22 protein-coding genes and 1 tRNA gene are annotated in these 19650 nt (G+C 58.9%); 16 read left to right on the forward strand and 7 right to left on the reverse strand.

Translation table 11 applies throughout. The features are described 5' to 3' along the window. Positions 1 to 357: 357 nt before the first annotated feature. Positions 358 to 939: a YcxB family protein gene (locus NG895_RS11945; RefSeq protein ID WP_252852730.1), complete on the reverse strand. Its 582-nt coding sequence runs from the start codon at positions 937 to 939 to the stop codon at positions 358 to 360. Between the two features lie 689 nt (positions 940 to 1628). Between NG895_RS11945 and rsmH the strand changes: the two genes are divergently transcribed. Both rsmH and NG895_RS11955 read left to right on the forward strand, forming a co-directional pair. Then, positions 1629 to 2513 (forward strand): 16S rRNA (cytosine(1402)-N(4))-methyltransferase RsmH, encoded by an 885-nt coding sequence (rsmH, locus tag NG895_RS11950; RefSeq protein ID WP_252852731.1) that lies wholly within the window; start codon positions 1629 to 1631, stop codon positions 2511 to 2513. 37 nt (positions 2514 to 2550) lie between these two features. Continuing rightward, the gene (locus tag NG895_RS11955) at positions 2551 to 3000 is read left to right on the forward strand and encodes a hypothetical protein (protein ID WP_252852732.1); all 450 of its coding nucleotides are present in this window, start codon (positions 2551 to 2553) and stop codon (positions 2998 to 3000) included. On the opposite strand, the gene NG895_RS11960 is transcribed toward NG895_RS11955, so the two are convergent. The 3 genes from NG895_RS11960 to NG895_RS11970 all read right to left on the reverse strand — a co-directional run bounded on the left by NG895_RS11960 (position 2997) and on the right by NG895_RS11970 (position 6053). Next, positions 2997 to 4097: a coiled-coil domain-containing protein gene (locus tag NG895_RS11960; protein ID WP_252852733.1), complete on the reverse strand. Its 1101-nt coding sequence runs from the start codon at positions 4095 to 4097 to the stop codon at positions 2997 to 2999. The genes NG895_RS11955 and NG895_RS11960 overlap by 4 nt on opposite strands. A 138-nt stretch (positions 4098 to 4235) precedes the next feature. Continuing rightward, a complete protein-coding gene (locus tag NG895_RS11965) occupies positions 4236 to 5336 on the reverse strand; it encodes a tetratricopeptide repeat protein (protein ID WP_252852734.1) in 1101 nt (366 codons plus the stop codon). Between the two features lie 63 nt (positions 5337 to 5399). After that, on the reverse strand, positions 5400 to 6053 hold the full coding sequence (locus tag NG895_RS11970) for a hypothetical protein (protein ID WP_252852735.1): 654 nt from the start codon (positions 6051 to 6053) through the stop codon (positions 5400 to 5402). Positions 6054 to 6355: 302 nt separating this feature from the next. Here NG895_RS11970 and NG895_RS11975 point away from each other — a divergent pair, with 302 nt between their 5' ends. Together NG895_RS11975 and NG895_RS11980 are read left to right on the forward strand one after the other, a co-directional pair. Then, complete coding sequence (locus tag NG895_RS11975; protein WP_252852736.1) at positions 6356 to 7894, forward strand: YifB family Mg chelatase-like AAA ATPase; 1539 nt, start codon at positions 6356 to 6358, stop codon at positions 7892 to 7894. Between the two features lie 142 nt (positions 7895 to 8036). Beyond that, positions 8037 to 8726: an acyl carrier protein gene (locus tag NG895_RS11980; protein ID WP_252852737.1), complete on the forward strand. Its 690-nt coding sequence runs from the start codon at positions 8037 to 8039 to the stop codon at positions 8724 to 8726. 57 nt (positions 8727 to 8783) lie between these two features. Here the strand turns inward: NG895_RS11980 and NG895_RS11985 are convergent, their stop codons facing one another. Beyond that, complete coding sequence (locus NG895_RS11985) at positions 8784 to 9137, reverse strand: hypothetical protein (RefSeq protein WP_252852738.1); 354 nt, start codon at positions 9135 to 9137, stop codon at positions 8784 to 8786. Between the two features lie 31 nt (positions 9138 to 9168). Continuing rightward, a complete protein-coding gene (locus tag NG895_RS11990) occupies positions 9169 to 9843 on the reverse strand; it encodes a hypothetical protein (RefSeq protein ID WP_252852739.1) in 675 nt (224 codons plus the stop codon). A 170-nt stretch (positions 9844 to 10013) separates the two neighbouring features. Here NG895_RS11990 and NG895_RS11995 point away from each other — a divergent pair, with 170 nt between their 5' ends. Both NG895_RS11995 and NG895_RS12000 read left to right on the forward strand, forming a co-directional pair. After that, positions 10014 to 11459, forward strand: coding sequence for a PQQ-dependent sugar dehydrogenase (locus NG895_RS11995; RefSeq protein ID WP_252852740.1), 1446 nt, complete (start codon positions 10014 to 10016; stop codon positions 11457 to 11459). 93 nt (positions 11460 to 11552) lie between these two features. Continuing rightward, complete coding sequence (locus NG895_RS12000) at positions 11553 to 12458, forward strand: right-handed parallel beta-helix repeat-containing protein (RefSeq protein ID WP_252852741.1); 906 nt, start codon at positions 11553 to 11555, stop codon at positions 12456 to 12458. On the opposite strand, the gene NG895_RS12005 is transcribed toward NG895_RS12000, so the two are convergent. Next, a complete protein-coding gene (locus NG895_RS12005) occupies positions 12455 to 13531 on the reverse strand; it encodes a lysylphosphatidylglycerol synthase transmembrane domain-containing protein (RefSeq protein WP_252852742.1) in 1077 nt (358 codons plus the stop codon). The genes NG895_RS12000 and NG895_RS12005 overlap by 4 nt on opposite strands. Positions 13532 to 13687: 156 nt before the next feature. On the opposite strand from NG895_RS12005, the gene NG895_RS12010 reads away from it, so the two are divergent. The 10 genes from NG895_RS12010 to NG895_RS12055 all read left to right on the forward strand — a co-directional run. Beyond that, positions 13688 to 13760 (forward strand) — tRNA-Ala (locus tag NG895_RS12010). Positions 13761 to 13870: 110 nt separating this feature from the next. Next, positions 13871 to 15031, forward strand: coding sequence for a tyrosine-type recombinase/integrase (locus tag NG895_RS12015; protein ID WP_252852743.1), 1161 nt, complete (start codon positions 13871 to 13873; stop codon positions 15029 to 15031). 121 nt (positions 15032 to 15152) lie between these two features. Next, a complete protein-coding gene (locus tag NG895_RS12020) occupies positions 15153 to 15641 on the forward strand; it encodes a hypothetical protein (protein WP_252852744.1) in 489 nt (162 codons plus the stop codon). A gap of 154 nt (positions 15642 to 15795) precedes the next feature. Continuing rightward, positions 15796 to 16041, forward strand: coding sequence for a DUF1580 domain-containing protein (locus NG895_RS12025; RefSeq protein WP_252852745.1), 246 nt, complete (start codon positions 15796 to 15798; stop codon positions 16039 to 16041). Positions 16042 to 16102: 61 nt separating this feature from the next. Further along, on the forward strand, positions 16103 to 16456 hold the full coding sequence (locus NG895_RS12030; RefSeq protein WP_252852746.1) for a hypothetical protein: 354 nt from the start codon (positions 16103 to 16105) through the stop codon (positions 16454 to 16456). Then, on the forward strand, positions 16446 to 17819 hold the full coding sequence (locus NG895_RS12035) for a DNA primase family protein (RefSeq protein ID WP_252852747.1): 1374 nt from the start codon (positions 16446 to 16448) through the stop codon (positions 17817 to 17819). The genes NG895_RS12030 and NG895_RS12035 overlap by 11 nt, the downstream gene beginning before the upstream one ends. Positions 17820 to 18188: 369 nt before the next feature. After that, the gene (locus tag NG895_RS12040) at positions 18189 to 18521 is read left to right on the forward strand and encodes a P27 family phage terminase small subunit (protein ID WP_252852748.1); all 333 of its coding nucleotides are present in this window, start codon (positions 18189 to 18191) and stop codon (positions 18519 to 18521) included. Positions 18522 to 18746: 225 nt separating this feature from the next. Beyond that, complete coding sequence (locus NG895_RS12045) at positions 18747 to 19118, forward strand: hypothetical protein (protein ID WP_252852749.1); 372 nt, start codon at positions 18747 to 18749, stop codon at positions 19116 to 19118. Next, positions 19108 to 19308, forward strand: coding sequence for a helix-turn-helix transcriptional regulator (locus tag NG895_RS12050; RefSeq protein ID WP_252852750.1), 201 nt, complete (start codon positions 19108 to 19110; stop codon positions 19306 to 19308). Before NG895_RS12045 ends, NG895_RS12050 begins: the two co-directional genes overlap by 11 nt. 11 nt (positions 19309 to 19319) lie before the next feature. Beyond that, positions 19320 to 19650 (forward strand): hypothetical protein (locus NG895_RS12055; protein WP_252852751.1); only part of this gene is annotated, 331 nt, incomplete at its 3' end.

Below are 19650 nucleotides of genomic sequence, written 5' to 3' on the forward strand. Positions count from 1 at the left end.
ACGGAAACTAAGGGCAATTAGTTTCAACCGCTGCCACTGGCATGTCCCCGATGGACTACCGACATAGAGAAGATCGCCTGACCGGCAGACTTTGACAGAACGAATTGTGGCGAGCGGGGCCCGTAAGGGCCGTGGTCGCGTCATATGCTAGCGAGAACTCCACTGGCTTACTTCGGCCGTCCCTCGCAGTTTCGCATTCTTGAACAGGAGCAAACTGAGAGAAACGATCGCCACCAAAGAAGACACGAAGAGGCACGAAAAGGGAGGGTTGTTTTGGCGGAGTATCGTCAGCGCTTTTCGTGTCTTCTGTTCCTCTTTGTGGCTATATCATTCGGCAACCGCACCAGGCTGTAGTCGTTACTTGATAGCGGAGCATCTGGCGACGTTCGTTTTCGCAAGTTCTACGAGTGTTTCGAACTCCTGACAGCCTGCGAAGCCGTGTCGCGGCAGCCAGTAGAACACCTGGTCATTCGGGTACAGCAGTATGCCTTCGGGCGTGTGTGTCATCTTGGAGATAGCGGCCCAAGTGAATTCCGTGCGGCCCAAGTCGTGTTGGTTCTTCAGTTGAATGGCGTCGATGATCCAGGTGATTTCGGTATGCCTGTCGGGCCGTCGATGGAACTGCCAGCGAAGTAGCCAGGTGGTGCCAACCAAAGACAGAAGCAGCGCAAGGCCACCACCGACGAGCAATAAGTATCCTGCATAGTGACCGCTAACCACGATGGCCAGCCCGATAAGGGCGAGGACTGCTAAGAAAATTTCTATCGCGATGGCGAACCCTCGTCGAAGTATGGATCGCCGATGAAACTGCGTCGCCTTTACCAGTTCGTCGGCCGTCCATACATAACGCACCGTAATGGGCAGCAGGTTTGTATCGACGCCGACAACTCCTGCGGAGTCCGAAGAGGTTTGCGGCGAGCTGTATGGGTTTACGTTCAATGGTGTGGTTCACATACTTGCCAATTGACGGCTCCAGTTTATTTGCGAGTTCGGGCTGCCGCCAGCTAGGCAGTGAATTCTCCAGGTAGCCGGATTCGCAAGAATTCGGACGCGCTAGAGACACCCTGAATTCTTGCGAATCCAGCTTCGATGACGTTGGGGGATACGCGGCAGATTCCGCCTTTCTCAGCCGCGGTGGTAGGAATTTTACACCCGGTGTGGGAAGATACAGGGTTGCGAATGCGGAGTTCGGAACTCGGAATGCGCAATCAGCTAAGTGGATCGCTTGCGCGTGATTCCGCACTCCGAATTCCGCATTCCGAACTCAAACAAGTTTTGTCGCACCTGCGGCGAAAGGCGCGCAACAATTCGCTGCGGCGTAACACAATCGAATGTCGCAACCTATGAAGTATCAACACCTTACGCGGAGTGGCTGATTTGGTCGAAGCGGAGTTTTGCCGCAGCGAATCGTTTTGCCGCGCACTGCGACAAAACCCGCTGCGACAAAACTACCTGCGACAAAACTACCTGCGACAAAACTACCTGCGACAAAACCCAAACGCATGGCAGGGCGAGATTCTTCGGTCGCTGGACTCCTTTCAGAATGACATGGGTTTCAGAATGACATAGTCCTGCCGCCAGGTAATCAACAATTCCGCATTCCGAATTCCGCATTCCCAATTAGTTCCATGCCCTCGACTGAACACGTTCCCGTGATGCCCGCCGAATGCCTGGAGCAGCTTGCACTGCGGGAGGGGGCCACGGTGGTCGATGGCACCATGGGGGGCGGGGGGCACACGCGGTTGTTTGCCGAAGCCGTCGGACCCACCGGGCGGGTGATTGCGCTCGATTGGGATCCCGGCGCCGTGGAGCGAACCAGTGAGATGCTGGCCGACCTCAAGCACGTCACGCCGATTTACGCCAGCTACGCCCACCTGCCGGAGGTGTTGAGTGAACTGGGGGTCGAATCGGTCGACGGTATCTTGCTCGACCTGGGACTGTCGAGCGATCAGCTGGCCGATCGCGAGCGGGGTTTCAGTTTTCATGCCGATGGACCGCTCGACTTGCGGTTCGATCCCACTAGCGGCGAGCCGGCCAGCAAGTTGCTAGCACGACTCAGCGCCGAGCACCTGGCCGACATCATTTATCAGTACGGCGAAGAGCGGCTTAGCCGGCGGATTGCGCGGAAGATTGTGGAGCGGCGGCGGCAAGAGCCGATCGAGACCGCCGCCGATCTGGCCTCGATCGTGAGGAGCTGTGTACCGAGGTCGAAGAACCATCGCATCGACCCGGCAACTCGCACTTTTCAAGCTTTGCGAATTGCTGTAAACGACGAACTCCACAATCTGGAGGTGGCACTCGCCCGGATGCCATCGGTGCTAGCTGGGCACGGCCGGTTGGCGGTGATCAGCTTTCATTCGTTGGAAGATCGGATGGTGAAGCTAGCGTTTCGCGACAGCGAACAGTTGGAAGTGGTCACTCGTAAGCCACTTGTAGCCACGGCCGCCGAGCAAGCTGTTAATCCCAGATCAAGAAGTGCAAAATTGCGTGTAGCTGAGCGAGTCGCTCCGTAGCGGACGTGCCGAATGTGCCGATAGAAGTTGTAAGACCTTGAATCCAACCCATCCAACCGACGACACGCCCACCGCCCGCCCCGCCATGACGATGCCCGCCGCTTGCACGACCGACTCTTCTTCCACCGCGCAGCGAGCGCGGCCGTTCCGCGTCTACGACCACACCCGAGTGCTGGCACTGGTTACTACCGTGCTGCTGCTATCGGGGTTTGGCGTGCTGCGACTGCTGACCGGGGCGGCCGATACGCCGCGACTGGAAACCACCACGGTCGAAAAACCGATTACTTCGGTCATCGAGCCCGCGGCCGACGAAGTGCACCGCATGCGACCGCAAACATCGGGCGTCTTGCCGATCCCTGCCAGCGAGGCTCCCGCCTCCGGTGAGCAGTGGAACCAGGATCTGCCGCTATCGAACTGGCAATTGATGCCGCCCACTGGCGAGCGACGAGATTTCGACTTAGCCCGCGAGCCTTCGCTGTTCCGCTAGATGGCGTCATCCGGTACGTGCGGTTTGCGAGTTTCTCGTGGCCTGGGCGAGTCGCGCTCCGCACGATCGACCTCGCGGCTCGTGGGTCTCAAACGCTCGATAAACTCAAGCCGCTGCTCGAGTTGGTCGAGCTCCAGTTCGCTGCGATGCACCTCCGCGGCGTGCTGTGCCATTTGAGCTCTCATCTGCGCCAGGGAGACTTCCACTTCCTGAAGCTGCTGGGATTTCTCCATTAGCTCTTGTTGGGCCTGATGCAGCCGCCGTTCGGCTTGTTCGCGCTCCATCTGCAGGTCGCGCTGGCGTTCGGAGAGTTCGTCGACTTCCCGTAAGAGGTGGCGGTTCTTCTCGCGCCACTCTTCCTGCTGCGCCCGCATGCGTTCGCGTTGCTCCTGCAGCTGCGCCCGCGCCTGCTCTCGAGCTTCACGCATGTCCCGATTGCGCTGGGCGATGCGCTGCTGGTCGCCACCGCGGTCTTCAAGGTCTCGGGGACGCCGGGGGCGGTCGGTCTCACGCTGCGGCTGGGGGCGGTCCCGCTGGTTGTGGAACGACTGGAGCCGGCGCAATTGCTGCTCCATCCGCTCGACGCGGGCAGTGAGTGCTTGCAGCTCTTTTTGCTGCGATTGGAGCACCGCCACGATGCGGGGGTGAGGAGAAGCGACCTCCGGTGAGCGGGCATCGCGCCGGGATCCGGCATCTCGCTCGCGCTCCCGTGCCTGGCCCTGGATGCGAGCCCGAAACTCTCTTATCCGGTCCAGCCTCTCCTCGCGATCCGTTTCGCTCGAGCGGTCACGCTCGAGGCGCTCTCGGTCTGCTTCTTCGCGATCAGAGCGTTCACGCTGTAGTCGGTCGCGCGTGGGCCGGTCCTGTTCCGCACGTTCGCGTTCGAGACGCTCGCGGGCACGTTCCCGCGGCTGAGCAGATTCTCTTTCGCGGGCCGGACGCCCCTCACGCTGTTCGGCCTCGAATTGAACGAGCGTCGCTTCAATGTCGCCTTGCGTGATGGCGGGCTCGTCGCTGCACGCAGGAGGCGCGCCGTAGCACAAGGTCAAGATAGTCAGTAAGCCAGTGCCGCCAAGATATTGCATCCGCCTTAACATGCTGCACCCTTTCACGAGGAGTTGTCCGTGGAGCGAGGCCGCCGTGTGCTCCAGTGAGCACAGGCGGCAATCAACTTCCACGGTCGCACGTGCAGGGCGGCGTGTCAAGCAACGCGAGCGGCAGCCAACCGTTTCTGACTAATCCACCGGTGGCAGCAACCGCGGGCCAAAGTCGGGCTCGACCGACGCGGGCTTGGCGATGGTCGCCGGCAGCGACTCGGAAGGCCACGCCTGCTGCTGCGGCGTGTGCTGCTGCTGCTGGAGCGAGTGCTGCCACGCCTGCTGTTGCTGCGGGCTGAAGCTAGACGCGCTGGGCGCTGTGGGAGCCATGGCCGTTTGCGGCACCTGCGATTGGCTCTGGGGAGCGACCCTTGCGAGGGCGGCCCCTGCGGCCTGCAAGTTGGGGTCCAGCCGCTGGGCTTCGGCATAGTGAGCGGCAGCCGCTTCCAACTGTCCACCCTTCTCCAGCAGGTGCCCCATGTTGAAATAGGAAGCAGCCGGCGAGTGGACGGCCATCAGGTGGCCCATCGCCTGGTGCTGCTGACCCATCTCCATCAGCACGGTAGCCATATTGTTGCGGAACAGTGCCTTGGAGGGAGCCAGAGCAATTGCCTGGTCCAGCAACTGAGCCGACTGCTCGAGCTTGTTCTGCCGCGCTAGACACAGAGCCAGATCGTTGAGCACGGCAGCGTTCTGCGGGTCAATGTTCGCGGCCTCGGCGTAGTAGCGTTCGGCATCCGCCAGATGGTTCTGCCGGTCCTCAAAGTGGCCCAATTCCCGAAGCGTCTTGACGTTCTTGGGATTGGCAGCCAGAGCCTTCAAGTACAGCTTTCGAGCGCCATCCGAGTCGCCTTGCTTCTCCTGAATCTGCGCCATCGACACCATCAACGAAGGCGTCGGTGGTCCAGTGGGATGGCTGAGCGACAGCGGGTTCGCCTGCTCTTGAGGGCCGCTGGCATCATTCGCCGAGCCCATCCAGCCACGCATACCGGCCACCGCGCGGTTATCTACCAGTGCGGAGGTAATCCGCTGGGTGGTAGACGGTGGCGCCGCCGCTGGTGGTCGATAGGTGAACTGAGGATCGGGCGCAACGTCTTTCTTGCCCCACAATCGCGGCAAGTGCCAGCCAGACGACTGCTTGGTTTCTGCCTGGGGCGAATTGCCGTCTAAGTACGGCACCGCCAGCACAGAGTTTCCGGACGTGGCAATCAAGGTTGCCAGTAGTAGGACTTTCCGCACGGCTTTCCCTCCCTGGAATTGGTGCGTACGCACGTGACTGTTAGGAACTGCTAACAGCGTAATTTAGTTGGACGCTGCCGAGCTGGTGCTGGTCGTGCCAGCGGGCAACACGGCAGGTTTGCGGTTCTCGATAAACGAATTGCGCTCGCCATCCACCATGCCAGCGGCGCGACTTGGGCTGCGAACGTAGGTGTCTTGTACAATCGTGTCGCCACCCTCGATTGGCAGGCCATTGGCGAACTGCTGGGCCTGAGCAATACGGTTTTGCGTCACGTCGTCGTTCATGGAGCGTTCCACAAAGACCTGACGACGACTCGGTGGCGTCTGAGTGAGAATCCACTCGACCTTCAACTCGCCGGCACGGGTCAGCTTGCCAGTCTGCGGATCGAAGTGGTGGGCTCCCAGCAGATTCTGACGACGCCAGCCGTTGGCAACCATGATGTCGAACGGTGCATGCGCCCACACTCGATCGGGGCACACGTAAGGATAGGGCCACATGGCGTTCGCCGCACGGCCGTTCTCCAGGTAGTTGTAGATGTCGTGGGCCGCGCCTTTGACGGGTTCGCGGCGCACGCAGGCGTCAGTACAACATTGGTTGCCCTGATCTCCCCAGAACGCCGCGGCCGGCGAGGCGACAACCGCCGTGATCAGTAGCCCGGCGGGCAGCAAGGTGGCTAGGCGGCGGGTGACGGACGTGCCAGTGATAATCGCTTGCATAGTTCCCTCGTACCCGGCGGGGCGGGCGATTGTGGATGGGTCTGGTAGGGGGACGCGGGGCAGAGCGCACACGGGTGGTCTGCCCATCTGCGAAGAGTATCGTCCTCAACTGCGCCGCAGCTGCGGAACTTATGGCAGGATGCTCGTTCTTTGCGCATTCTCTCCATGTTGACGCGGGTATTATTCGGCATCCCGCCAAGCAGTGCGGTTTTTCTCGGTTCCTGACCCGGAAGGTGCTTGCATAGCAGTGAACGTGTGGATATAGTGTACGTACATATCGCACCTCGGCGGGGGGAGACCTGATGCTAGCGCGCATACATACTTTCAGTCTGGTGGGTATCGATGCCTTGCCGGTCGTGGCTGAAGTCGACGTTTCAGGTGCGGCAATACCCAAAACGATCCTGGTCGGCCTGCCGGAAGCCGCGGTGCGCGAGAGCACCCACCGCATCGAGCGGGCGATGGTCAACAGCGGCTTTGTCCGACCTCAGGACCGGGTGGTTATTAACCTCGCCCCTGCCGAGCTACCCAAGCAAGCAGCATCGTTCGACCTGCCCATTGCTCTGGGCGTGCTGGCAGGAAGCGGGCAGATTGCGTCCGATCGCCTGGGCGAATACGCCGTGGTGGGGGAATTGGCACTCGATGGAAGCATGAGGCCCGTCAAGGGAGTGCTGTCGATGGCCATGGCCGCAGCGCGAATCAAGGGTGTTTGCGGTCTCGTGGTGCCCAAGGCCAATGCTCCCGAAGCAGCCGTGGTCGAAGGTCTGGAAGTGATAGCCGTCGACAGCCTGACCCAAGCCGTGGGCTTCTTTGGCGGAAACATCGAGATCGAGCCCGAGCCGTGCCGCATCTGGGAACTGTTCGACGAGCATGGAAGCTACGACGTGGACTATGCCGACGTCCGCGGGCAGGAAATGGCCAAGCGAGCCATCACCATTGCCGCCGCGGGAGGACACAATCTATTAATGCTAGGCCCGCCTGGTAGTGGCAAGACGATGCTTGCCAAACGCGTGCCGACGATCCTGCCGCAACTGACAGCAGAAGAATCGGTGGAAACAACTCGCATCTATAGCGCTGTGGGGCGACTTCGGGCGGGCGAACCCCTGTTGGCCCGTCGGCCGTTTCGCTCGCCGCACCATACTATCAGCAACGCAGGCCTGGTGGGGGGTGGTTCGACTCCCGCACCGGGCGAGATCAGCCTGGCGCATAACGGGGTGTTATTTCTGGACGAACTGCCGGAGTTCAATCGCCAGACACTCGAAGTGCTCCGCCAACCGCTGGAAGATGGTTCGGTGACCATCAGCCGTGCCCTGACCTCCACCACGTTCCCCGCCGATTTCATTTTAATCGCATCGCTCAATCCCTGCCCCTGCGGGTTCCGCAACGATCCACGCCGCGAATGCCATTGCAGCGTGATGCAGATCGAGCGGTATATGAGTAAGATTAGCGGTCCGCTATTGGATCGCATCGATCTTCACATCGAGGTGCCCGCCGTGCCGTTCAAGGAACTTACTTCCAAACAGGAAGGCACATCGAGCGATGACATGCGGGGCGAAGTGAGCGGTGCTCGCCAATTGCAGGCAGCCCGTTTTGCCAAATCCGCCACGCGGACCAACGCCCAGATGACCTCGCGACAGATTCGTCATAATTGCCCGCTGGACGAATTATGCACCAATTTGCTGCGGCAAAGCATTAACGAACTGGGCCTCTCTGCTCGTGCGCACGACAAGGTGCTGCGGGTCGCTCGCACGATTGCCGACCTGGAGCAGAGCGAAGCAATACGCCCCGAGCATTTGAGCGAAGCGGTGAACTACCGAATGTTGGATCGGGGATATTGGAAGTGAGTGCAGACGGAGTAACAGTTAGCGGTATTCGGTTTTGTGTCCTGGTTTCGGCTACAATACGATCCTGTCTACTGCGTTAGTCTTTCAATGGAAAGGCACCGCGGCTGGCTTCGAACCAGGACTGTTCTCGAGTGGCGAAGCGATGGGACTCGATGGTGTTGAGCTCATTATTGATATTGAAGAGTACTTTGGCATTTCCATTCAGGATGGTGAGGCCGAGCAAGTCCGCACGGTGGGCGATCTCGTGACGCTGATCCAGCGGCGAATTGATGCGGCGCACGCGACAGCGTGTCCAACTTTGTCCTCGTTCTTGCTGGTCAGAACCTGTGTCCGTCAGATCGTATCCAATGATCGGCTACGTGTTCGGACAGATTCCCGGGTGGTGGACGTTCTTACCGCCCCAGAACGGGTTCGGCTTTGGCGCAGGCTAGCCGACTTGCATGGCATCCGTCTCCCCGCTCTGAGACGATCAACCGTTGTGCAGCAATTGCTGTGGGGCGGTGGGGCCACGCTCTTCCTGCTGGCATTGGTGTTGGCTGGCTGGATCGATTTGGCGCTATTACCTCTGACGATAACCGTGGCGGTGCTGCTTGTCTTCGCTGCGCACCTTTCGACCCTTGCCCTTCGAAGGCACCCGCCCGAGGCATTGGATACCTTCGGCGAACTTGCCAGCCACATCTCAGGCATGACGGTCGCGTCCAAACAACTTCACCTGCAAACGTTCGACTCCATTCTCAATGAGGTACGCCCAATCATTGTTCAAAACCTGGGCGTAGAGGAGAACGAAGTGGTGGCGGAGGCTTCGTTCGTCAATGACTTGGGAATGAGCTAACGCACTCCAAGGGACGAAAGGCCGATCCAGACAGCGAGCATTACTGATTCGGGGCACCTAATCCGATTGACTGTTGTAACTGTCCTTTGAGTTGCGGACCACCAAGCGATTCTGCTGCGTCGCCTGCTTAAGCCACTCGCAAGCTTGCATTTCTTCGGCATCGGCCCAATGGGCAGGAGGTTCGAACAAGTCGCTATTGCAATGAGGGCAGGGCAGGGTAGTGACGCCAGTAGTAGTGGGCGGTTGTTCAATCTCGGCACCAGTCCAGGCCGCGTCGCATTCGTCGCAAACAATAACCACCGCGGCGCAGTCGCCACAGACTCGCAGGCCCAACGGGCCGGTACCGCAGAGGTGGCAGAACCCCACGTAGAACTTGGGCGATGAGTCGAATTGCGGTTGATTGTTGGTCATATGCGTGGCACGTTTTTTGTTCTCTTCGACTTCAAGGCGTTACCGGAAAGGCGGTAATGAAGCGATTCCCGTCGACGACCAATCGGATGTGGTGCGCTGGAGGATGGTTGCGCCGAGCACCGGATTGCCCGCCGATATAGCCAATGCGACGCCCCAGGTCGATGGTGAACACCTCGCGACGGCCCTCGGTTCGTCGTTTCGAATTCTGGTTATGAAGTGCTTGGTCGTAGGCGCGATCGACGAGTTGCACGAGTCGCGCCTGGTCAGATTCATCGAACACGCCGTGTTGACCTGGTCGATTGGGCTCGTCTTCGGCGTGAGTCATCAGGTGGGCCAGTCGCGTGCCATCAACGCTTCCGCGACCAAACACCAAGCCGGATGGGGATTGATAGGTGTCGCGGCCAATCTCTTCCAGCACGTCTTCCAGGGGGAGGTCGTTCGGTCCAGCATCAGATCGACTGGCGGAAGTTGGTTCATCTTGACTGGCAGGAGCGGAATCAACGGTTGGTTGTTCGGCAACCACTTCGTCCGGAGAGTGCGCACCAGGGAGATCAATACCCAGCCTCGCTTCCAGCATCGGCTCAGCGAGAAGATACCCTGTTGCCAGCACGAACAATACGAGGAGCCATTTGCCCGAAAGCCTGCCGCGACTCTGGCGAAGCAGTGTTTGAAGTGCGCGGGCAATCTGTTGCGAGTTCTGCGGCATAGCGATACGGATTATATCCTGCGGCACCGGACTTGCTAAGTCGGTATACTGTTTCGTCGCGGTGTACACCGCGCGCAGGGACTCGCTGGCTGAACCAACTCTGAGGAAGCATCATGCTACGAGGGCATCGAAATTGCCTACCGGTATTTCTATCTGCAATATGTATCGCCGTGTCGGCGCGAAGTGAGATATCGGGGCTTACCCGAATTGCCACCGGATTCAGCGATCCGACGTTCGCAACTCACGCACCGGGAGATCCCAATCGTATGTTCGTCGTCGAGCAGTCGGGGGCAATTCGCATCTTTGACCGCCAGACAGGGACCAAGCAATCGACGACTTTCCTGGACATCACAGGCCAAGTGAAGCGGGGGCACAACGAGGAAGGGTTGTTAGGGCTGGCGTTTCACCCCGATTTTCAGACGAACGGCAAGTTCTACGTGAACTACACGCATGATCCAGGGCCGGGGCGGGATCGGACTCGGGTCGATGAGTATACCGCTTCGCTGCAGGATGGTGAGTTGGTGGCCAACGCTACGAGCCGAGTTCCTATTTTGAGTTTCGCGCAAGACTTCGACAATCACAATGGTGGATGGCTGGGTTTCTCCCCCAACGATGGCATGTTGTACATCTCTACCGGCGACGGAGGTTCGGGAAACGACCCCAACAATCGCGGACAGAGCCTCAACACCCGATTGGGCAAGATGCTACGCATTGATGTGGATGGTGACGACTTTCCCGCCGATTCCGCGGAGAACTACGCAATTCCCCCGGACAATCCGTTTGCCAGCGATGGCGAAGTCGATACGCTCGACGAGATCTGGGCGTATGGATTACGCAACCCATGGCGGGCAAGCTTCGATCGAGTCACTGGAGACCTTTGGATTGGCGACGTGGGACAGGGGGCACGAGAGGAAATTGACTTTCAGCGGGCCGACAGCGCCGGCAGCGAAAACTACGGATGGAGATTGCGAGAGGGAGACATCCAAACACCCAGCGTAGGTGGCCCAGAGCCATCGGACTACGTGGCCCCCGTGTACGACTACGTGTCGGACGGACAAGGTGAGTTCGGCGGAAACTCGGTGGTGGGTGGGTACGTGTATCGCGGCCCCGATCCAGAGGTCAACGGGCGATACTTTTTTGGCGACAGCTTTCCTCGTCAGCTGTGGAGTTTCGATCCGGCTTCCCCCGATTCGACCGTCGAGAACATCGAAAGCACCCTGGGATCAAATGTGAGCCAAATCGGCGTGCCAACTTCGTTTGGTGAGGATCTCTACGGCAATTTGTACATTGTGGATCGGGACGGCGATATCTTCCGCATCGATACCGACTCCACTTTGCCGGGTGACTACAACGGTGACCGGATGGTGAATGAATTGGACTACGATGTTTGGAACCAGTCGTTCGCTAGCATCAACTCGCTGGCTGCCGATGGCAACGGCGATGGTACCGTCGACATTGCCGACTACGTGGTGTGGCGGAATCATTTGGGGTCGGAGATTGGAATGGACGAGCTATCGGGGGCCACTGAAATCCCCGAACCTTCCACGGTAGCCGTGCTATTCTCATCACTTGTAGTAGGCTCGCTCGTGCGGCGTCGCCATGCTAGCAGTCGCTGAGACGACATCTTAGGCTCAACCTGCCAGCCAGGCTCGCCGATGAGGTTCGATAAGCGCACGGTGCGCTCTGCGGCCATTGGATGCGAGGAAGTCATGGCGAGATGGTTTGGGCTGTTCACGTTACTGCTGGTTATCGGGGCAAGCTGCCCGGTACACAGTGCGACCTATTACGTCAACAATCTGTTAGGAAGCGACCGGGCGACCGGGCTATCGGCCGAACCGCAGGCGGAAAATGGTCCCGTTAGAACGATCTGCGCAGCATTGGCTCGAGCCGGCAGGGCCGATCGCATCGAGTTGGCCAATACTGGCGAGCCGTATCGCGAGATGATCGCGATGACCGGACCGCATCAAAGTGGATTGCGAGGTCAGCCCTTCGTGATAGATGGCAACGGTGCCGTGCTGGATGGCACGGTGACGGCCGCACCCGGCGCGTGGAAGCATGTTGAAGGCAACGTGTTCGCCTTGCGCCCCCGCCGACTGACCTACCAGCAGTTGTTCAGCAGCGGTAAACCACTGCCACGCACGGCTCTCTATTCCAAGTACGAGTTTTCGCAACTGGACCCCGCCGAATGGGCTCTGCTGAATGGGCGGATTTACTTTCGCACCGAAGGAAACAAGATTCCCGAGGATTACGAGTTGCGGCATACACTGCTGCAAACGGGCATCACTTTGTACAACGTTCGTCACGTGCGGATCCAGGATCTGGTGATTCAAGGATTTCAGCAGGATGGCATCAATGCCCATGAATTGGTTCGCGACTGCGAGCTCATGGACGTCGACTGCCGGGCCAATGGCCGTGCGGGACTAAGCGTGGGCGGAGTATCGCGAGTCGAAGCGCTGCGGTGCAACTTCTACGATAATGGTCGCGTGCAGGTTCGTACGGAGGGATTGGCCGAACTGAAGCTGTTCGAGTGCGATGTCGACTCCAGCGGCGTGCCAGCTTTTGACTCGCAGGGACGCAGCTTGATTGCCGACGGCAAACCTGTGTTCGGACCTTAGAGTAATCTGCTCTCGCCGTGAGTCGATCTGGCCTCGTCAGCTAGTTCCTCCTCCTCTTCCAACTCTTCCTCGGCTTCATGCAGTGCTGCTTCCACGTTCTTGCGTTGCAGCAGGAAGTAGCCGATCGCCAGAGTCCCCACCGACAGCATGACGAGCCTCTGTCCGAATGCCACAAAGGTGCCGACGTCGCCACTGGCACCAACGGCGGTGTAAAGCGCGTTGAGAGCTGCTTCGGTGGTACCTAGGCCTCCTGGTGTGAGTGGCAAAACACCAGCCGTCTCGGCCAACGGCACAATACAGAAGTGCACGGCAAGCGAGGGATGCTCGACCGGTAGGGCTTGCGCGACATAGTAGAACGACAACACCAGCAGCAGGTGAACCACCACACTGAGTGCCAGGGCTGGAAACAGGAATTGGGATTTCCTAGTGATGAGGTGGCAGGCACTGAACAAGCGGGAGACAAAGTGACCAGCGACCGGCACCTTGGCGAGCGTGCGGGCAATGGTTTCGCCTGTTGGTCCTGGCAGCATGAGTAGTCCCAAACCAATGAATAGCCCCGCTGTGAACGCCAGGACAAAGTAACTCAATGTCTGGATGGCGGAGGTCGCGTGGCTGCCCCACGGCAAGCCGGTGATCAGCAATGCACTGCTGGTGACGATCAGCAGTCCGGCCAGACCCATGACACGGTCGGCCACCACCGTGGCGACGGCCTCGCTCTTGCGATTCGAGTGCTCGCGGGCCAAGGCCACGACCTTGAACAGATCTCCCCCTACTCCGCCAGGAGCAACAAAATTCAGTGCGAAGCCGAGCGATCCCAGTCGAAATGCGTCCCCCAGGGTAAACGGCAAGTCGACCGCCCGCACCAACAGATACCATCGCACAAATCCGCACAGCACGGCCGCCGCAACGCAGCCCAACGAAACGGTCAGTAACCGCCAATTTTTGGGTTCGTGCAGAATCTCTTCAAACTTCTCGCCGCTTTTCGCCTGATAGAACAGGTACGCCACGATGGCCAGTCCCAGGAGCAGCTTGAGGGCGGACTTCAGGTGTCGAGCTGACGAGGCCTTGGACATTCGAGCGAAAAAGGCTAATAATAGGGAAATACGGGGCCTATCGGGGGCCCGTAGCGGGCGTTGACAATCTCGGGCGATCACGTAAACATACTGTACTTGGGTTGGCGACCGAAGAGGTCATCAACACCACTCCCAAATACCGGGACCGAATAATCCGGGGGATTAGCTCAGTTGGGAGAGCGTTTGGCTGGCAGCCAAAAGGTCAGCGGTTCGAGCCCGCTATCCTCCACTTACTGTAAACTCTTAGGCGTAAGCGTTTTAGCTTAACCGGCACTCTTAGCCGTGCTGCCTGCAAGCAACCGAAAGCCGGGGTAATCGTACCCCAGAAAGGTTGGCAGCATGGCACGCCCTCCAAAAGTCCCGTCCTATTCGCTCCATAAGCCCAGTGGTCGGGCCGTGGTGAAGGTCAAAGGACGGTCCATCTATCTCGGCAAGTACGGTTCCGACGAAAGCCGGGACGCCTACGCCCGCATCGTGGCAGACCTGTTAGCGGGTCGCCCCATCGAGAAGCCGGACACAAACCGGGGTAATCCTACCCCGAAACCCTCTCTCACCATCGGTGAGTTGGTCGCCCGTTTCCAGCGTCACGCCGACGGCTACTACCGCAAAGGTGGGAAGCCGACCACCGAGCCCGCCGCTATTCGGTGTGCTCTCAAATTCCTGACTGACCACCACGTCGGTCTGCCTGCTGCGGACTTCTCCCTGGGCGACTTGAAGGTCATACGGCAGGCGATGGTTGACGCCGGCCACACTCGTGGCACCATCAATAAGAACATCCGTCGGGTTCGGCTGGCGTTCACCTGGGCGGCAACTGAAGAACTTCTGCCCCCATCTGTCCCCCAGAATCTAGCACTTCTCCCCGGTCTGAAAGCCGGTCGCACCGTGGCGAAGGAAACCGAGCCCGTCAAACCGGTGGACATCACGGTCGTGGACAAGACTTTGCCCCACATGCCCGACATCGTGGCCGATATGGTCCGCCTGCAACTACTGACTGGATGTCGCCCTGATGAGGTCTGTAGCATCCGCCCCCAGGACATCGACCGCACTGGTGAAGTGTGGGAGTATCACGTCGATGGTCACAAGACAGAGCACCACGGCAAGCGTCGTACCGTGTTTATCGGTCCCGAGGGGCAGAAGATTTTGACGCCCTATCTGCTTCGACCGTCGGATGAGTTCTGCTTCCGTCCCAAGCGGCACATCGCCGTCCCAAAAAAGCAGAAGCGGTATCGTGTCGACTCCTACCGCCAAGCTATCCAACGTGCTTGTGCCCGTGCGTTTCCCGCTCCGAAGGGCACCGAAGGTAAAGCACTCGATGAGTGGAACCGTCGGCACCGTTGGGCACCCAATCAGGTGCGACACACTGCGGCAACGTCGATTCGCCAGCGTTTTGGGCTCGAAGCCGCCCAGGTAATCTTGGGGCACAGCAAGGCGGACGTGACCCAGGTTTACGCCGAGCGCGACATCACCAAAGGACGTGAGGTTGCCGCACTAATCGGGTAAAATCAACATCATCACGCCGGGTTGCGGAGTAATTAACCGCACAGACCGGCGGTTCATCGTGGCTTGCACTTTCGCCACGGTAGCCGTCGGTCGCCCGGCTCCAAAATGAAAGTGCAATTAGATGGCATACGTTCGCCCTGGATTCGAACAGTTCGAAGAAGACATTGAGAGCTGGTGGTTTGACGTTACGAACTACGCCAACATGGATGGCGACCATCTTCTCGATAAGGACTTCTGCAAGCGGTCGACTCGGATTTACGAGTTCGTTCGGGACAAGACCAACCGGGAGCCCTCCCAACTAGCCCACATTGGGCGGCTGGTGGGGCTGCACTCAGGCTTGAAGCGGTCGATGGACCACGATGTCACGATCGTTCAAATCACTCAGGCGATTGACGGCGTTATCTGGCTGGTAGATGACCTGCGGAGAATGTGTCTCACCAGCGAGAAGCCGGGGAGACGAAAGAAACCTGAAACCGTGCAAGCCGAGCGTATGCTTCTGAAAGACCCGAACATCGACAACAACACGGTGGTGGAGCGGACCGGCCTGTCCGCTGGCACTGTCCGAAACATCCGCAGCCGGTTGAATTTGTCACAGAAGCCCAAGAGCTAGTTTTGTGACAGCGTTCGTTAGCGTTCAAAAACTTCTGCAATACAAGGCTTGTCGAGCAGTAGTCAGAATTAGCTAGGCTTAAATCGCTGCTGTGACATTACCCGAATAACCTCACTTGAGTTGGTTTTTCTTCCACTCAACGTGAGGTTTTTTCATGCCTGCTACGCTTTCCCTGCCTGACTTGGACCTGACCAGCGACGAGCCTCTTGAGCCCGTCGCCGACATCGCCGAACGCGAAACAGGCGTCCGCCCCCATCCGACCACCATCGTCCGCTGGTGCGCTGGTCGTGGTGCGGCCGGAATCAAGTTACCCTCTATCGTCGCCACACGACGCCGGATGACAAAGCGGTCCGTCTATCGTGCTTGGCTCCAAGCCGTCAACGACGCCCGGAATTCTTGATTCACAAAAAAAGCCCTGGCACGCGCTGCGACCTGCGCACCAGGGCAAAGGAGAATCTGCTATGCGTAAGGATACACCATCACGGCCTACACGGCAAAAGGTTCTCGTTCTCGTTCACCACAACGACCGTGGCCCATGGCTCGAAGTTTTCGGACCTGACGACATCGACGTCCGCATCCAGGCGACGCCGACCACCTGGACCGCCCAGGGCGAGCAAGTGGCCGAAGACCTGACCCGGGAGCGGTTGCCGTGGTGCTACCGGGATCTCATGGACACCAAGCCCCGCACATCCGCTGTGGTGCGTGAGGTTCGCCCGAGCGACGTTGTGAGCCGTTACCACGCCCTGCAACTGCTGCGGGGACTAGATGCGGTAGAGAAGCATTTGACGCAAGGGAGGGCGCGCCGTGCAAGCTGAGTCTCGATTGAATGGAGCGACTCGCACGCTCATCAATGAAGCTGAACGTGAAACGGACTTGGGAAACGCTCGCCGATTGGTGAATCGATTCGGAATGCACTTCCGATACGTCGGCACCTGGAATAAGTGGCTGGTGTGGGAGGGTGGCCGCTGGCGTCGCGATGACACCGCTGCGGTTCACAGGCTCGCCCAATCGACGGTGCGAGCAATCTTCGACGAAGCTCGCGACGAACCAGACGACGCTCGACGCAACAGCCTGGCGAAGTGGGCGTTGTCCAGCCAGAGCAACGGCCGTCTCGAGTCAATGATAAAGATTGCTGCTACGCAGCCAGAGATTGCAATTCACCACGACGAACTGAACCGGCATCCTCACTTGCTCAACTGCCAAAACGGTGTGGTGGACCTACGGACCGGCGACTTACTGCCGCACGATCCCCATCATCTGCTGACACAGACCACCGGACTCGACTACCCGACCGAGAGTGTATCGCCTGAGCTATGGCTGGAAACCCTGGGCACCATCTTTGCCGGCGATACCTCGATGGTGCAGTTTGTCCAACGACTGTTTGGCCTGGGTGTGCTTGGTGAGGTGGTTGAGCATCTACTGGCCATCTTCCACGGTGCGGGCGCAAACGGCAAATCACTGGTAGTCGAAACCGCGATGGGGGCAATGGGTGACTATGCCGTTAAAGCACCACGCGACTTCTGCATCGCCAGCAAGCATGAGCAGCACCCGACAGCCATCGCCGACTTGTACAGCAGGCGGTTGGTGGTGATCACCGAGACTGGCGACGGTCAGCGACTCGATGAGGCCTTAATCAAAGAACTGACTGGAGGCGATACGCTGCGGGCTCGCCGAATGCGCGAAGACTACTGGCAGTTTACTCCGAGCCACCTGGCGCTGATGGTGACGAACCATCAACCGATGGTGAAGGGCACCGACAACGGAATCTGGCGACGTCTCAAGATGGTTCCTTTTGATGTCGTCATTCCACCCGAGAAGCAAGACCCCGAGCTGCCACGCAAGCTCAAAGCCGAGTGGCCAAAAATCCTGCGATGGATGGTTGACGGGTACTTGGACTATCAGCGGCGAGGCTTGGACCCGCCTGCAGCCGTTCAGGAGGCCACAAACGCCTACCGTTCCGAGATGGATAGCTTTGGTGTGTTCATCAACGAATGCTGCACGCTCGGCCAAGGATTGCTCGCCAAGGGACTCTACAAGAGCTACTCAAACTGGTGTGACCAGCGGGGCGAAAAACCGGTTGCTGGCAAGACCTTCGCCAAGCGGATGGACACCACACCCGGGATTAGTTCGTACCGCTCGAATGGCACCGTCTACGAGGGGATTGGCCTAAATGACTGATTCAAAAAGTACCGTAAATCATAGGACTTGGACAGAACGGACAGCAGACCCGGTTACTTCTAGGGAAATTACTTTCGCGGAGTTATACGGAACTGGTGTCCGTGGTGTCCAAACCAACCCTTTCAAGGAACGATTCAGGGCAAGGCTTCGCTGATTGGGTGGACTCTACCGAGCACCCAGCCTAACCGACGCCTGCGAGCGAACCATCGCCCGAGAGGAACCTGGCGTCGCCCTGGCACGTGACGCACGGCTGCTGGGGGGGAGGTATTTTTCGGGAAGTGCAAGGCTCCCGACCGAACACAAAGCCGCCCGTGTTTTTTGGGGACAAATCACAAACGGATGTTTTTCATTAAATGTTGAGGACCAAACATGGACGACCAATTCGACCCACCTGCCCACCTGACGGCCCGCACGCAAGCCCTGTGGCGTTCCGTCGTGCCCAAGCGTGCAAAGACACCCGAGCGGCTGGCGATGCTTCAGACGTCGCTAGAAGCCCTGGACCGAGCCGACGGCGCACGTGCCGAAGTCGAGCGCACCGGCATGACGACCACCACGAAGACGACGGGCGCGGTTCACCTACACCCGCTGTTGAAGGTGGAGCGCGAATCTCGCCAACTATTCAGCAAACTTTGGAAAGACCTTGGCTTACATACATCGCCGGAAGACCCGAAGTGGAACGTGCTGGAAAGGGACTGGCGATGAGTAGGCATCGCCAATGTACCCGCTGTCTTGCTGGAAGCATGAACGCAACGCACTCCCGAACCGTCGGCCGGTACATCGAACGACGCTGCCAGTGTGACCGCTGCGGGTACGTCGATAAGGCCATTGTTCAACCCGAAACCATCGTTCAAGTAAAAACTGTGCGGTGCCACACAACAGCACCGAAGAACCCCGAACCTAACCGGATAGAATTGGAGCATGGAAACGATGAACAACATTCAAGCGAAGTTCTACCTGCCGAAGCTGAGCGACAGCGAGCTAGCTAACCTGCTGGACGATTGCCGCCACTTCGATGCGAACTGCCCGACGTTTTCACGTTGGCTTACCCGTGAACTACGGAGCCGACAGGCTGCCCGAGGCATGGGCATCGAGGATGAGCCGTTGCAGGTGCCTTTCTACGATTGGAGCAACGCCGAGCTGGCGGAAACGCTGGTATCGCTGGATGCCTTGTCGAAGACGGCCGACCGCTATCGCTCTGGCGAGTTGTTCGACGAGCTGCAAACCGTTCTGGTGGCCATCGTGGCGAGCCGGTTGAACCGCACAAGCAACCCCGTAGGGAGCGTCAACTATGCAGGCTAAAAACCGTCGGCTGTGGACCAAGAAACAATTGGCCGCCGAGATTCAGATTACCGAGCGAGCCATCGAGCTGATGGTGAAGCGTGGGGAACTACCCGAACCTGATTGCCGCATCGGCCGCCGCCTAGTGCGTTGGACCGACAAGGCTGTCCAGGACTTCATTAACGCGGGTGGAACCCGCATCGAGCAATAGGAGCACAAAAGATGCAAGCGACCATGAGCCGCAAAGAACTGATGGAAATGCGTGCCGAAGCTCTGGCGACTGCCAAGAGCATTAACGAGAACCTGACCAATGGCGACGGCAGTTTGGATGCCCGCGACCAAAAGCGGTATGACGAACTGATGGCAGCCGTTGAAGGTTACTCTGCCAAGATTGAAGCCATTGAAGGAAAGACCCGCGACTTCGAGAGTCTTTTCAACGGCGCAACCGGTGGTGGTTCGGTGCTGTTCAAAACTACCAATGGAAAATCTGTTCGAGGCTTCAAGCACGGCGAGAAGCTATCCGGCACCAGCAACCCGTCCGGCGCAGTGGCAC

Origin of the sequence: Aeoliella straminimaris, assembly GCF_024054565.1 — a bacterium.
Lineage (GTDB): Bacteria > Planctomycetota > Planctomycetia > Pirellulales > Lacipirellulaceae > Aeoliella > Aeoliella straminimaris.

Coding starts and splice junctions, on each gene's coding strand:
- NG895_RS12050 (WP_252852750.1), top strand. CDS start 19,108: ATGCAGGCTAAAAACCGTCGGCTGTGGACCAAGAAACAATTGGCCGCC.
- NG895_RS12040 (WP_252852748.1), top strand. CDS start 18,189: ATGGACGACCAATTCGACCCACCTGCCCACCTGACGGCCCGCACGCAA.
- NG895_RS12005 (WP_252852742.1), bottom strand. CDS start 13,531: ATGTCCAAGGCCTCGTCAGCTCGACACCTGAAGTCCGCCCTCAAGCTG.
- NG895_RS12025 (WP_252852745.1), top strand. CDS start 15,796: ATGCCTGCTACGCTTTCCCTGCCTGACTTGGACCTGACCAGCGACGAG.
- NG895_RS11980 (WP_252852737.1), top strand. CDS start 8,037: ATGGGACTCGATGGTGTTGAGCTCATTATTGATATTGAAGAGTACTTT.
- NG895_RS11960 (WP_252852733.1), bottom strand. CDS start 4,097: ATGTTAAGGCGGATGCAATATCTTGGCGGCACTGGCTTACTGACTATC.
- NG895_RS11975 (WP_252852736.1), top strand. CDS start 6,356: ATGCTAGCGCGCATACATACTTTCAGTCTGGTGGGTATCGATGCCTTG.
- NG895_RS11970 (WP_252852735.1), bottom strand. CDS start 6,053: ATGCAAGCGATTATCACTGGCACGTCCGTCACCCGCCGCCTAGCCACC.
- NG895_RS12015 (WP_252852743.1), top strand. CDS start 13,871: ATGGCACGCCCTCCAAAAGTCCCGTCCTATTCGCTCCATAAGCCCAGT.
- NG895_RS12020 (WP_252852744.1), top strand. CDS start 15,153: ATGGCATACGTTCGCCCTGGATTCGAACAGTTCGAAGAAGACATTGAG.
- NG895_RS11985 (WP_252852738.1), bottom strand. CDS start 9,137: ATGACCAACAATCAACCGCAATTCGACTCATCGCCCAAGTTCTACGTG.
- NG895_RS11990 (WP_252852739.1), bottom strand. CDS start 9,843: ATGCCGCAGAACTCGCAACAGATTGCCCGCGCACTTCAAACACTGCTT.
- NG895_RS12045 (WP_252852749.1), top strand. CDS start 18,747: ATGAACAACATTCAAGCGAAGTTCTACCTGCCGAAGCTGAGCGACAGC.
- NG895_RS12000 (WP_252852741.1), top strand. CDS start 11,553: ATGGCGAGATGGTTTGGGCTGTTCACGTTACTGCTGGTTATCGGGGCA.
- NG895_RS12030 (WP_252852746.1), top strand. CDS start 16,103: ATGCGTAAGGATACACCATCACGGCCTACACGGCAAAAGGTTCTCGTT.
- rsmH (WP_252852731.1), top strand. CDS start 1,629: ATGCCCTCGACTGAACACGTTCCCGTGATGCCCGCCGAATGCCTGGAG.